Here is a 12,727-nt window from a genome sequence, read left to right on the forward strand (position 1 = left end):
CACGCCACCACCCCTGATGTCACCCCGGCGAAGGCCGGGGCCCATCCTGAGATACGGCCCCAGCCGCAAGGTGTATGAATGGGGCAGGAGTGCATAGCCGCTCCTCCCAAGCCTGCTGATGCGTTCAGGGCGGAATCCCGGCCTTCGCCGGGATGACAGCCGGTGGGGTGGGGATGTTTGGTGCCCAAACCACTCGTGTCCGGCTCCGGCCACGGCGGGAGTGAGGTGAGCGGACCACCCCGACCGACATGGTTAAAATGCTCTTAACATTAGAAGAATTTTTCTTCTCGCCTAAGTGATTCTGGCGACTCGCGAATTCGCGATCACCCCGTAGGGAGCGCCGGCGAGGGTCTGGACACGATTCATGGGCTGATTCATTGTCTCGACCAGGGCAAATCGGGCGGGGCAATCCGATTCAGAAGATGGAGAGTTTGATGCGGTCGTCGGATGTTTCCGACGCCGGGGCCGAAGGATTCGGCTCTGGCCAACAGACGAGCAAAGCAAAGACTGCCGGGGCCGCCCCGGCCTTCCTCAATCCTATCTCGCCCGTCTCGGTCGCCGTCGCGCTCACCGCCTTCCTTGCCGCCACCCTCTTCGTCATCTTCGACACCGCCCGCACCCTGGAGGATGCGCGCGGGCAGCTACGGCTCATCGGCCGGGCGGTGGTCGCCGACCTGATGGAAACGCCGGGGCTCGACGCCGAGGCGATGGCGCAGTTACCGAAGGCCTATTCGCCGGCCGTCGCGGCGCGAGTGGTGGAGACCGACCTTGCTGATACCCCTCCACTCGTCGCCTACCGTTTCCAGGTGCCGGAGATCGGCATCGTCGAGCTGCGGCACGACGTTGCGGCCGCGCTCTCGGGCGTGCTGCCGCGCGGCGCCGGCGCCTATCTCGTGGCGATCATCATCGGCGTGCTGGCGCTGCGCCGCCGCGAGGTGGCTCCGCCCGCGCCGGCGCCCGTCAATAATCTGGACAACCTCGTCGCGGCCATCCCCTACGGCGTTGCCTGCTGGAGCCGCAACGGCACCCTCATCGCCTGCAATGAGCGCTACCGCGCCAGCATCGGCAGCGGGGCGGACGAGGCGATCGTCTATGGCGAGGCGGTCAAGCGCCTGATCGGCGCCGGCTATATGAAGATGGTGGCTGATGGCGAGGCCAACCGGGTGCTGGAGCTGCACCGGGGCGACGGCAGCTGCCTCCTCATCGATGAGCGGCCGTTCGGCAGGGAAGGGTTCGTCACCCTCGTCTCGGACGTCACCGAGCGCAAGCGCACCGATGCGCTGCTCACCAACATCCGCGAAGAGCAGCGCCTGCTCGCCCGCCGCTACCACGAGGAAAAGCTCAAGGCCGAGGCGGCGAGCCGCTCCAAGACCAATTTCCTCGCGCACCTCAGCCACGACATCCGCACGCCCTTGAACCACATCATCGGCTTTGCCGAGCTGATCCGGCACCAGACCTACGGGCCGCTGGGGGACGCGCGGTACCTGGAATATGTGCAGAACATCAAGTCCTCGGGCGAGCTGCTGCTCGATTCCTTCGCCACCATCCTCGACCTGGCTGAGCTGGAGAGCGGGCAGAAGGTGCTGAAGACCGAGCCCGTGGCGATCGACGACCTCATCGCCTCCGTCGCCACCCGCTTCAAGCCGCAGGCGGTGCGCGCGGGCGTGCGCTTCGAGCTCGGCGAGGGGTGCGGCTCGGTGCTGACCGGCGATCGGTTCAGCCTCACCCGCATGCTCTCCAATATCGTCGAGAACGCCATCCGCTTCACTCCGGCTGGCGGGCGCATCACGCTCGCAGCGTTCGCTGCGACCGACGGCGTCGTGCTCGAAGTCTCCGACACCGGCCTCGGCATGAGCGCCGAGCGGCTGGAGAGCCTGGCGCATCCGTTCGCGCTCGGAGACGCGAGCTTCACCCGCGAGAACGGGGGGCTCGGCCTCGGCATCCCCATCGCGCGCGCCATCGCCGAGCTCAGCGGCGGACGCATGGCCATCGATTCGAGCCCGGCGCTCGGCACAACCGTCGCCTTCTCGCTGCCGCTGCGGACGGGCGAAGCGGCGCTGCCGGCGACGCAGGCGGCAGCCTGACCGTCAGAGCCCCTTCGCCTTCTCGTACCAGCGCGCGGCAGCGGCGGAGACTTCCGCCTGCATATCCTTGAGGTCGACTTCCAGCCGGGTGAAATCGGGGTAGTTGGTGAGCTGGGCGATGAGCTCCTTGAAGGCTTGGCCCCAGGGCTCGGTCGAACGTGGGTTGGGCAGCGCCGCACTCATCACCTGCAGGATGATGGAATAGGTCGCGTGGATCTGCGCCAACCGGCCGCCCTCGGGCACGAGGCCGGTCTCCTCCAGCCGCATCAGCACCTCGGCGACGGGCGCCTGCGGGCGCGCGATGGCAGCGCCGGCGACGAGCTGGGCGGATTGGGCGATGAACTCGAGATCGACGAGCCCGCCATCGACGAGCTTCAGATCGAAATCGTGCTTGGGCTTTCTCTCCCGCGCCATCAGGGCGCGCATGGAGACGACGTCGTCGATGGTCTTCACCGCATCGCGTGGGCGGGCGAACGTCTCAGCGATGGCGGTATCGATATCGCGTGTCAGGTCTTCCGGCGCGAGGACGACGCGGGCGCGGCTCAGCGCCAGGTGTTCCCAGGTCCAGGCGTTCTCGCGGTGGTAGGCGAGGAACCCGGAAAGGCTGGTGGCGAGCGGCCCGGCGTTACCCGAGGGGCGCAGGCGCATGTCGGCTTCGTAGAGCACGCCCTCTGCCGTCGGCGCGGTGATGGCGGCGACGAGCCGTTGCGTGAGGCGGGTGAAGTACTGGCTGGTCGGCAGCGGCCGCTCGCCGTCGGATTCGACATCGAGCGGGGCATCGTAGAGCAGGATGAAGTCGAGGTCGGAGGTCGCCGTCATCTCGCGGCTCGCCATCTTGCCGAAGCCGAGGAGCCCTGCCCGCGCCCCGGCGATGACGCCATAGCGCGCCTCGAACTCGCGCAGCACCGCATCGAACAGCCGATGCACCAGCGTCTCGGCCAGCGCCGTGAACTGCTCGCCGGCCGCGCGCGCGCCGATGGTTCCGGAGAGAAGCCCCGCGCAGATCATGAAGCGCTGCTCCTGACCGATGATGCGGGCGCGGTCGATCACCTCCTCATAGGTACGGCCTTCCTTGAGGAACGCGTCGACCTTCTGGATCAGCACCTCGCGGCGGGTGACGTCGTCGGCGAAGGCCGGGTCGATCAGCCCGTCCATCACATGGGCGCGGCGGATGACCGCCTCGGCCATGCGCGGGGCGGAGGCCATGAACTGGACGAGGAGCGTCATCAGCTGCGGGTGGCTGCGCAGCAGCGCGAAGAACTGTACACCACCGGGCAGGCGCGAGAGGAAATCGTCGAACTTCCTCATCGCCTCATCGGCATTGCCGGACGAGCCGAAGGTGGTGAGGAGTGCGGGGATGAGCTCGGTGAGATGCGCGCGGGCGGCGGCCGTGCGGGTCGCGGCGTAGCCGCCATAGTGCCATTTGCGCACGGTCGCCGAGGCCTTGGAGGGGTCGGCAAAACCAAGACGCGTCAGCGTTTCGAGGGTGCCCGGATCGTCGTCGCTGCCGGTGAAGACGAGATTGCCGCTTTCGACGCCGAGGCTGTCGCCCTCGGTGAAGAGCTCGGAATAATAGCCGGAGACCTGCTCGAGCGCGGTCCGATAGGCGGCTTCGAATTCGGCCTTGTCCGCAAAACCCATGAGCCGGGCGACGACGGCGACGCCTTCGGGCGTCTCGGGCATGACATGGGTCTGTTCGTCCCGGAGCATCTGCAGGCGGTTCTCGACGGCGCGCAGGAACCAGTATGTCTCCTTGAGGTCCGAAGCGGTCTTGAAGCCGATCCAACTGGTGCGGGCGAGCGCATCGAGCGCCTCTGCGGTGGGACGGACGCGAAGGCTCGCGTCGCGCCCGCCGGCGATCAGCTGCTGGGTCTGGGCAAAGAACTCGATCTCGCGGATGCCGCCGCGCCCGAGCTTGACGTTATGGCCCTCGACGCGGATGTCGCCGACCTTCTTGCTCACGTTGATCTGGCGCTTCATCGCCTGGATATCGGCGATGGTGGCGAAGTCGAGGTGCTTGCGCCAGACATAGGGGGCGAGCTCCTTGAGGAATCCCTCGCCCGCCGCGATGTCGCCCGCGCAGGGCCGCGCCTTGATCCAGGCGGCGCGCTCCCAGTTCTGCCCCCGGCCCTCGTAATAGGTCAGCGCCGCGTCGAACGAGATGGCGACGGGCGTCGAGCCCGGATCGGGCCGCAGGCGCAGGTCCGTGCGGAAGACGTAGCCGTATTCGCGCCGCTCCTCCATCAGCGCCACGAGCTTCTGGACCATGCGCGAATAGGTCTTGCCGGCTTCGCCAGGGTCGGCGAGCACGCCCTTGCCGGGGTCGTAGAAGGCGACGATGTCGATATCGGAGGAATAGTTCAGCTCGCGCCCGCCATGCTTGCCCAGCGCAAAGAGCGCGAGGCCCGAATTGGCGGCCGTCGCCTCTTCGAGCGGAACGGCGAGCAGCCCCCGCTCATGGGCGCGGCGCATCAGCAAGTCGAGGGCGGAATGAAGGGCGGCGTCGGCGAGGTCCGCCAGCACCTCGGTCGCCCGCGCCGTGGTCCAGGCGCCGCCGGTTTCGGCGACAGCGGCGAGCAGAGCCGTCCGCCCCTTGCCGATGCGCAGGCGCACGCCGAGCCGGGTCTCGTCCAGGTCTTCGGTGCCTGCCGAACGCACGTCGGCAAGGATTCCGGCCATGGCCTCGTCCGGGTCGCCCGTCAGCATCTGGGTCAGCCACTCCGCATGGGCCTGGGCGAGGCTCATCAGATATGGGGCGCTCTCAAGCAGCGGCCCGAGCGTCGGGGCCGCCTCGTCCACGGGTCCCTGCACTTCCGACGGCAGCGAATCACGCCAGGCATCAAAGGCGGCGTGCGGAATGGCGGGAAGAGGCGCGAGGTGCATGACGTCCCTTTCGTATGCGGGCTCTTGGGGTCTTACCAAGCACACCGAAAGGGTGAAAGCGAGGCCTGCGGGTTGGCTACCGCTACACGCTTGTCGTCGTACGTCAGGCGTAGTACACTCCATGGGTGATCAAGTCATGGGCCAACGGTGCGACCCGGCAGTTTGCGGAAACCGGCAAGAGCCGGTTTTCAGGTCTCGATACAGCCAGAGCACAGCGGCGCATTTCCGATCTCAACGCAATTTCGTCGCTCGATCAGATCAGCCCATTGAAGTCGCTAGGTCTGCACAAGCTCTCCGGCGGCAGAAAGGGCCACTGGGCCATTACGATCAACGGGCCGTGGCGGCTGGTCTTTCGCTTCGAGGGCGGGCATGCCTTCGACGTCGAGATCGTGGACTACCACTAGGAGGTTGAGGATGATCATCGCAAGCCATCCCGGCGAGACGCTGAAGGACGAATTGGAGGCGCGCAGCCTGTCGGCCAACCAGTTGGCGCTGGCGCTGCGGGTGCCTTCCGGGCGCATCACCGAGATCATCAACGGCAAACGCGCTATCACGCCGGATACGGCGCTGCGGCTGGCACGGTTCTTCGGCAATGACGGCCAGTTCTGGCTGAACCTTCAGACGCAGTACGACCTTTACATGACCGAAAAGCAATTCGGGCAGCGCATTGCGGCAGAAGTGCAGCCAGCGGACGCCGCCTGACGCTCACTCAACCCGGCAGATCGATCACCGCGCGCACGCCCGGGTCATTGTCCTCGATGCGGAAAGTGCCCTTGTGGAGGTGGGCGACGGCATCGACGAGGGAGAGGCCGAGGCCCGAGCCGGGTTCGGTGCGGCTCTTTTCCAGCCGCACGAACCGTTCGAGCACGCGCGTGCGGTCCTCGGGCGGGATGCCGGGGCCGTTGTCGGCCACCTCGATCAGCACGCGCTCGTCCTCGCGCCGCACGCCGACGACGATGCGTGCAGCCTTGCCCTCCGCCGGTTCGTAATACTTGATGGCGTTCTCGATGAGGTTGACGATCGCCTGGCCGATGAGCTCGCGGTTGGCGCGCAGGTGGACGTCCTCCGTCACTTCCGTCGCCAGCTCGATGCCGGCGTCCTCAGCGACGGGCATGTAGAGCTCGGCGACATCGGCGACGACGGCGCTGATGTCGACGTCGGCCAGGGTACCGGAGGGGGCGCCGGCCTCGGCGCGGGCGATCATCAGGAGGGCGTTGAAGGTCTGGATGAGCTTGTCGCTCTCGGCGATCGTCGTCTCCAGGGCCTTGCGCCGGTCCTCGTCGCCGGCGCCGGCGCGCAGCGCCGATTCCGCCTGGTTGCGCAGGCGCGTCAGCGGCGTCTTGAGGTCATGGGCGACGTTGTCGGTGACTTCCTTCAACCCCTGCATCAGCAGCTCGATGCGCTCAAGCATGGCGTTGAGGTTGGTCGCAAGGCCATCGAACTCGTCGTTGCGGCGCGTGACCGGCACGCGCTCGGAAAGGTTCCCCGACATGATCTTGGAGGAGGTGGCGCTGATCGCATCGATCCGGCGCAGCACCCGGCGCGCCGTGATGCCGCCGGCCACCAGCGAGAAGAGGAGGATGCCGATGACCCCGGCAAGGAACGCCTGGATGATGATGGCGGTAAAACCCTGCCGCTCGACGACGTCGCGCCCGACGACGAGCCGCATGCCGCTCGGCAATTGCACGGAGCGCACCACCGCGTAGCCGCGGCGCAGCTTTGCCTCGCCTTCCTCGGTCACGTCGAACGGGCGGAAGCGCTCGTAGTCGAAGCTGTAGACACCGGGTTCGAGGATGATCTCGGCCGGAACGCTCGCGATGTTGCCGAGAAGGTAGACGCCGGACGGGTCGCCGAGGAAATAGATGCCCGGCCCCGGCTGGCTCGATAGACGCTGTACGGCGAAGGCGATGGCGCGGATGCCCTGCCGCCGGTCGATGCGCTCGAGCTGGCGCACCTCGCGGTCGATGTCGGCGGTCTGCTGCTGCTGGATCTGGTAGCTCGACTGCCAGGCGATGAGCGTCAGCAGCGCCACCGAGAACACCACGAAGATCAGGATGAACGTCGCCGTCAGCCTGACCGTGGTGGTGCGCAGGATTTGCGGGAGGGAGCGCAAGGGTCAGCTCATTGAATTCGTCGTGATATTGTGTCCACTCGAATCCGAGTTCGGTCCGAAGACCTCCACCCACCGGGTCATTCCCGCGAAAGCGGGAACCCCTGTTTCAGCTGGACTGGCCGGGAAACGGAGGTCCCCGCTTTCGCGGGGATGACCCGGTGGGTAAGGCAGTACCGAGGCAGACACGGTATCCAGCCCCCTAATCCCGGATCATGTAGCCCGCGCCGCGCACGGTCTGCAGCAGGGGGCTGGCGTGCCCCTTGTCGATCTTGGCGCGCAGGCGCGACATGTGCACGTCGATGACGTTGGTCTGCGGGTCGAAGTGATAGTCCCACACGTTCTCGAGCAGCATGGTGCGGGTCACCACCTTGCCGGCGTTCTTCATCAAGTATTCGAGCAGGCGGAACTCGCGCGGCTGCAGCAGGATCGGCTCGCCGTCGCGCTCGACCTTGCGCGAGAGCCGGTCGAGCACCAGCCCGCCGACCTCGTAGGTCGTCGCCGCTTCCGAAGGGCTGGAACGGCGCGCCAGCACCTCGATGCGGGCGAGAAGCTCCGTGAAGGCGTAGGGCTTGGTCAGGTAATCGTCACCGCCGGCGCGCAGGCCCGTGACGCGGTCGTCGACTTCGCCCAGCGCGGACAGGATGAGGACGGGCGTCTTGTCGCCCTCGGCGCGCAGGGATTCGACGATCGAGAGTCCGTCGCGGCGCGGCAGCATGCGATCGACGATCAGGATGTCGTAGTCCATGCCCGAGGCCATGGCATAGCCCGTCTCGCCGTCCGTCGCGTGGTGAGTGATGTGGCCGGCCTCGTCGAGCGCCTGGATCAGATAGCTCGCGGCCTCCCGGTCGTCTTCGATCAGCAGGATCTTCATCGCGCGCCCCTTGGCGGAAAGCGGGCCCCGGCGGCAAGCGCCGGGGCCCTGCAGCTTACTGCTCGCCGAGCGGCAGGCCGATGAAGCGGGCTTCCCCGCCGCGGCTCGCCTTGACGAGGGCGGTGTTGAGGCCCTTGTCGCGCACGCCGGTGATCGCGGCCTCGAACTCGGCGACGGTGGTCACCGGCTTGTTGTCGACTTCGAGGATGGCGTCGCCGACGGCCAGGCCCCTGTCGGCGACCGGGCTTTCCGGATTGATGGCCTGGATGAGGAGCCCGCCGCCCTCGGCGTCGGGCACCAGGGTCAGCCCGATGCTCGACTCGGCAGGCGCAACCTCGGCGGGCGGGGTCGGCTGCTCGGGCTGGGCCTGAGCCACTTCCTCATTGAGCGTATCGAGCGTCACGTTGATCGTGGTCTCGGCGCCGTCACGCCAGATGGTCAGCTCGACCTCGCTGCCGGGAGCCTTGTTGGCGATGGTGCGCGAGAGATCGAGCGCATCGTCGATCTGTTCGCCATCGACACGCAGGACGATGTCGCCCGAACGGATGCCGGCGTCACCGGCGGGGCCGTCCTCGGCCGGCTCGCGCACGATCGCGCCGCGCGGCTGGTCGAGGCCGACGCTGTTGGCGATGTCGCGGGTGACGTCCTGGATGGAGACGCCGAGATAGCCGCGGGTCACCGAGCCGTTCTCGATGAGCTGCGTGGCGATCTGCTTGACCGTCGAGGCGGGAATCGCGAAGGCGATGCCGACATTGCCGCCGTTGGGCGAGTAGATGGCGGTGTTGACGCCCACCACTTCACCCTCGAGGTTGAAGGCCGGGCCACCGGAGTTGCCGGTGTTGACCGCCGCATCGATTTGCAGGAAATCGCCGTAGTTCGAGCCGCCGATGTCGCGGCCCGAGGCCGAGATGATGCCGGCGGTCACCGAGCCGCCGAGGCCGAACGGATTGCCGACGGCAACCACCCAGTCGCCGACACGGCTTGCCTCGGCTTCGAAGGTCACGAACGGCAGATCGTCGCCCTCGACCTTGATCACGGCGATGTCGGTGCGCTCGTCGGTGCCGACGACCTGCGCTTCCTCCTCGGTGCCGTCATCGAAGACGACGGTCACGGTCTGGGCGTCCTGGACGACGTGGTTGTTGGTGACGATGTAGCCGTCCTCGGAGATGATGAAGCCCGAGCCGGCGGCCATGAAGCGGCGCGGCGGACGCGGCGAATCCCCGCGCGGGCCGAACTCGAACTGGTCGAAGAAATCACGGAAGGGGTGCCCCTCGGGCAGATCCGGGAAGTTGAAGCGGAACTCCTGGCCGCCGCCGCCGAAGCTGCCGCCGCCCTGGGCCTCGCCTTCGACGCGGATGGACACCACAGCGGGCTTGACCGCCTCGACGAGGTCGGCAAAGCCGCCGTTCGGCGTCGTCTGGGGCACGACGACCTGTGCGGCGTTCTGGATCTGGGCGGTCGCGGTTTGGCTGTTCAGCACGAAGGCGGTCGAAACGCCGCCTACGCCGACGAGCAGCGCCAGCGCCGACGCGCCGAGCCAGCGCCGGGTGCGTGAGAGGATGGTCGAGCGCATGGACATGTTCTCCTTGGGATAGCCCTCTACAGCTTTCGAGGGACACATATGAAACCTTGCGCCTTTCTGGGAGGTTGCGCTCACATTACAAATTCGTAAGCCTGACGGCGAGACTGCGGCAGGGAGGAGAACGACTGTGGCGGAGCGCTCATATGCCTTGCGGCCGGGCGAGAAAACGGCCGGATACGGGGAGGCCGTGAAGGCGTCCGCGATGGCGACGGGCGGGGCGATGACGCTCATCCGCTCGGATACGACCGGCGGCGCGCCCTGGCATGTCCACACCCGCGAGGACGAGTTCTTCTACGTCGTTTCCGGACGTATCCGCGTCTGGCACGGCACGCGCGTCACCGACCTCGACACGGACGGCTTCGTCTTCCTGCCGCGCGGCGAGCCGCACGCGTGGGACGTGCTGTCGGCAGAGGCGCGCGTGCTGCTGATGACGGTGCCGGCGATGCTGGAAACGTTCCTCGACGAGTTCCACGCCGCCACCAACGAGGAGGAACGATACGTTGTCGCCGCGCGCTACGGCGTCTCGTTCCTGCCCGAGGACTTCGATCCGGCGTCCTGGACATATCCCGACTGAAGCTCATCGAGGGCCGCCTGCTCCTCGGGTGACAGCTCGGGGGAAACCTGCGGCTGCCGGCGGCGGGCGGAAAGCCCGATATAGGTCAGCCCGGCAATGAGGATCAGGGGCGCGGCGATCCAGAGGATGAGCGTGTGCGCGGCAAAGACCGGCCGCAGCAGCACGAACTCGCCGTAGCGGTCGACGACGTAGTCCATGACCTCTTCGTCGCTGTCGCCGGCCGTGAGCCGCTCGCGCACGATGATCCGCAGGTCTCGGGCGAGGTCCGCGTCGCTGTCGTCGATCGACTGGTTCTGGCAGACGAGGCACCGCAGCTCCGCCGAAATGCCCCGCGCCCGCGCCTCGAGGGCGGGATCGGCCAGCATCTCGTCGGGATTGACGGCGAAGGCCGGCGCACAGAGCGCGAGCAGCAGGGCGAGGACGCGCAATGCCCTCATTGCGCCGGCTCCGGCTGGGCGGCGTGCCTGCGGGCCGGAGCGCCCACGCGCATGCGCCGGTCGGTCAGCGAGACGACGCCGGCGAGCGCCATCAGGATCGTGCCGATCCAGATCAGCGTCACATAGGGCTTGAACCAGGCGCGCACGACATGGGTGTCCGCCAGCGGCTCGCCCAATTGCAGGTAGAGCTGGGAGAAGCCGTAGGTCTCGATGGCGGCCTCGGTGGTCGGCGTGCCGCTGGCCACGTAGATGCGCCGCTCGGGGGTCAACGTGCGGGTCGAGCCGTTCTCCTCGGAGACACGGAAGACACCCTGCTCGGCCATGTAGTTGGGTCCGGGCACCTCCTCGAAGCTCTCGAAGGCGATGGTGTAGCCGGCGAGCCGCGTGGTCTCGCCGGGATTGAGGGTGGTGACGAGCTCGCTCTCCCAGGCGGTGGTGGCGACGATGCCGAGGACGGTGACGCCGAGCCCGAAATGGCCGAGCGCCGTCGACCAGGCCGAGCGCGGCAGGCCGACGAGCCGCCGCCAGCGCTCGCGCAGCGGCAGGCGTCCGATGCGGCCGCGTTCGACGAGCTCGGCCAGCGCTCCGAAGGCGACCCAGAAGCCGAGCAGCAGGCCGATCGGGGCCATCGAGATCGAAACGCCCCCAAGCGCCGAGATGAGGATGGCAAGGAAGATCGCCAGCGCCGCCGCCGCCATCAGCCGCTGGGCGGCCGCGACCACGTCAGCCCGCTTCCAGGCGAGCAGCGGTCCGAACGGCAGGACGACGAGGAGCGGCGCCATCAGGATCGAGAACGTCAGGTCGAAGAACGGCGCGCCGACGGAGATGGTCATGCCGGCCAGCGCGTCGAGCAGCAGCGGGTAGAGCGTGCCGACCAGCACCGCGCCGGTCGCGGTCGCGAGGAAGAGGTTGTTGAGGATCAGCGCCCCTTCCCGGCTGACCGGCGAGAAGAGCCCCCCTGCCCGCAGCGCCGAGGCGCGCAGCGCAAAGAGCGCGAAGGCGCCGCCGATGAGTACGGCAAGGATCGAGAGGATGACGAGCCCGCGCGTCGGATCGCTGGCGAAGGTGTGGACGGAGGTCAGGATGCCCGAGCGCACCATGAAGGTACCGAGCAGCGACAACGAGAAGGTGATGATGGACAGGAAGATCGTCCAGATCTTCAGCGCGTTGCGCTTTTCCATGACGATGGCCGAGTGGAGAAGCGCGGTGCCGGCGAGCCACGGCATGAAGCTTGCGTTCTCGACCGGGTCCCAGAACCACCAGCCGCCCCAGCCGAGCTCGTAGTAGGCCCAGTAGGAGCCCATGGCGATGCCGAGAGTGAGGAAGAGCCAGGCGAGCATCGTCCACGGCCGCACCCAGCGCGCCCAGGCCGCGTCGATCTTTCCCGAGATCAGCGCGGCGACGGCGAACGAGAAGCAGACGGAAAACCCGACATATCCGGCATAGAGGAGCGGCGGATGGATGGCGAGGCCGACATCCTGCAGGATCGGATTGAGGTCCGTGCCCTCGAGGGGGGCCGGAATCATGCGTTCGAACGGGTTGGAGGTGAAGATGGTGAACCCCGCGAACGCGGCCGTCAGCAGGCTTTGCGTTGCGAGCACGAGCGAAAGCAGCGGACGCGGCAGCCCACGCCCGAAGAGCGCGACGAGCGCCCCGAAGGCGACGAGGATCAGCACCCAGAGCACCATCGAGCCCTCGTGATTGCCCCACACCCCGGAGATCTTGAAGATCAGCGGCTTCAACGAATGCGAGTTGTTGACCGCCAGCGCCAGCGAGAAATCGGAAACGACGAACGCCTGGATCAGCGCGGCGAACGCCGCCGCGACCAGCAGGCATTGCAGCACCGCTCCCTGCTGGAGGAACAGCGCCACCCGATCGCCCCTCCGCCAGAAGATATAGCCGCCCACCGCCGAGACGACGGAAATGGCGAAGGCCAGGATGAAGGCGAAATGCCCGAGCTCTATTTCCATGCCGGGCTCCGGTCACGGGGAAACACCCCCCTCCCAACCTCCCCCGCAAGGGGGGAGGTGTGGTTCCGTTCGTTGGGCGAGATCGCGCCACAAGCACAGTACGGCACCTCCCCCCTTGCGGGGGAGGATGGGAGGGGGGTAACGCCGGGCAGTGGCTGCATGTTGCCCCCCGCACGATGCGCTTCCCTCCCCCTTGAGGGGAGGGATTGAGGG

The 12,727-nt window shown here is 67.5% G+C and carries 10 protein-coding genes; 4 read left to right on the plus strand and 6 right to left on the minus strand.

What is annotated here, in order from left to right; translation table 11 throughout:
- The first annotated feature begins 434 nt into the window (after nucleotides 1–434).
- Nucleotides 435–2,084 carry a sensor histidine kinase gene (locus VE25_RS09070; RefSeq protein ID WP_052731844.1) on the plus strand — a complete coding sequence of 550 codons (1,650 nt, stop codon included), beginning with the start codon at nucleotides 435–437 and terminating at the stop codon, nucleotides 2,082–2,084.
- 3 nt (nucleotides 2,085–2,087) lie between these two features.
- Here the strand turns inward: VE25_RS09070 and VE25_RS09075 are convergent, their stop codons facing one another.
- Nucleotides 2,088–4,967 (minus strand): bifunctional [glutamine synthetase] adenylyltransferase/[glutamine synthetase]-adenylyl-L-tyrosine phosphorylase, encoded by a 2,880-nt coding sequence (locus tag VE25_RS09075; RefSeq protein WP_052731845.1) that lies wholly within the window; start codon nucleotides 4,965–4,967, stop codon nucleotides 2,088–2,090.
- Nucleotides 4,968–5,092: 125 nt separating this feature from the next.
- Here VE25_RS09075 and VE25_RS09080 point away from each other — a divergent pair, with 125 nt between their 5' ends.
- The gene (locus tag VE25_RS09080; protein ID WP_046108284.1) at nucleotides 5,093–5,371 is read left to right on the plus strand and encodes a type II toxin-antitoxin system RelE/ParE family toxin; all 279 of its coding nucleotides are present in this window, start codon (nucleotides 5,093–5,095) and stop codon (nucleotides 5,369–5,371) included.
- A 10-nt stretch (nucleotides 5,372–5,381) separates the two neighbouring features.
- Nucleotides 5,382–5,669 (plus strand): HigA family addiction module antitoxin, encoded by a 288-nt coding sequence (locus VE25_RS09085; RefSeq protein ID WP_046108285.1) that lies wholly within the window; start codon nucleotides 5,382–5,384, stop codon nucleotides 5,667–5,669.
- A gap of 7 nt (nucleotides 5,670–5,676) precedes the next feature.
- Here VE25_RS09085 and VE25_RS09090 read toward each other — a convergent pair whose 3' ends face one another.
- The 3 genes from VE25_RS09090 to VE25_RS09100 all read right to left on the minus strand — a co-directional run bounded on the left by VE25_RS09090 (nucleotide 5,677) and on the right by VE25_RS09100 (nucleotide 9,524).
- The gene (locus VE25_RS09090; RefSeq protein WP_046108286.1) at nucleotides 5,677–7,080 is read right to left on the minus strand and encodes a sensor histidine kinase; all 1,404 of its coding nucleotides are present in this window, start codon (nucleotides 7,078–7,080) and stop codon (nucleotides 5,677–5,679) included.
- Nucleotides 7,081–7,279: 199 nt separating this feature from the next.
- Complete coding sequence (locus VE25_RS09095; protein WP_046108287.1) at nucleotides 7,280–7,951, minus strand: response regulator transcription factor; 672 nt, start codon at nucleotides 7,949–7,951, stop codon at nucleotides 7,280–7,282.
- 55 nt (nucleotides 7,952–8,006) lie between these two features.
- Nucleotides 8,007–9,524 carry a Do family serine endopeptidase gene (locus VE25_RS09100; protein WP_046108305.1) on the minus strand — a complete coding sequence of 506 codons (1,518 nt, stop codon included), beginning with the start codon at nucleotides 9,522–9,524 and terminating at the stop codon, nucleotides 8,007–8,009.
- A 136-nt stretch (nucleotides 9,525–9,660) separates the two neighbouring features.
- Between VE25_RS09100 and VE25_RS09105 the strand changes: the two genes are divergently transcribed.
- Nucleotides 9,661–10,107: a cupin domain-containing protein gene (locus tag VE25_RS09105; RefSeq protein WP_052731846.1), complete on the plus strand. Its 447-nt coding sequence runs from the start codon at nucleotides 9,661–9,663 to the stop codon at nucleotides 10,105–10,107.
- On the opposite strand, the gene VE25_RS09110 is transcribed toward VE25_RS09105, so the two are convergent.
- Both VE25_RS09110 and VE25_RS09115 read right to left on the minus strand, forming a co-directional pair.
- A complete protein-coding gene (locus VE25_RS09110) occupies nucleotides 10,047–10,544 on the minus strand; it encodes a cytochrome c-type biogenesis protein (protein ID WP_046108288.1) in 498 nt (165 codons plus the stop codon). The two genes, VE25_RS09105 and VE25_RS09110, sit on opposite strands and share 61 nt — an antisense overlap.
- Nucleotides 10,541–12,514, minus strand: coding sequence for a heme lyase CcmF/NrfE family subunit (locus tag VE25_RS09115; protein WP_046108289.1), 1,974 nt, complete (start codon nucleotides 12,512–12,514; stop codon nucleotides 10,541–10,543). Before VE25_RS09115 ends, VE25_RS09110 begins: the two co-directional genes overlap by 4 nt.
- Between the last annotated feature and the right edge of the window lie 213 nt (nucleotides 12,515–12,727).

This window comes from Devosia geojensis (assembly GCF_000969415.1).
In the GTDB taxonomy this organism is placed as follows: Bacteria; Pseudomonadota; Alphaproteobacteria; order Rhizobiales; family Devosiaceae; genus Devosia; species Devosia geojensis.

Bases quoted from the DNA above. Each gene is read 5' to 3' on its own strand.
- VE25_RS09070 (WP_052731844.1), top strand. From the start codon at position 435: ATGCGGTCGTCGGATGTTTCCGACGCCGGGGCCGAAGGATTCGGCTCT.
- VE25_RS09075 (WP_052731845.1), bottom strand. From the start codon at position 4,967: ATGCACCTCGCGCCTCTTCCCGCCATTCCGCACGCCGCCTTTGATGCC.
- VE25_RS09085 (WP_046108285.1), top strand. From the start codon at position 5,382: ATGATCATCGCAAGCCATCCCGGCGAGACGCTGAAGGACGAATTGGAG.
- VE25_RS09095 (WP_046108287.1), bottom strand. From the start codon at position 7,951: ATGAAGATCCTGCTGATCGAAGACGACCGGGAGGCCGCGAGCTATCTG.
- VE25_RS09100 (WP_046108305.1), bottom strand. From the start codon at position 9,524: ATGCGCTCGACCATCCTCTCACGCACCCGGCGCTGGCTCGGCGCGTCG.
- VE25_RS09110 (WP_046108288.1), bottom strand. From the start codon at position 10,544: ATGAGGGCATTGCGCGTCCTCGCCCTGCTGCTCGCGCTCTGTGCGCCG.
- VE25_RS09115 (WP_046108289.1), bottom strand. From the start codon at position 12,514: ATGGAAATAGAGCTCGGGCATTTCGCCTTCATCCTGGCCTTCGCCATT.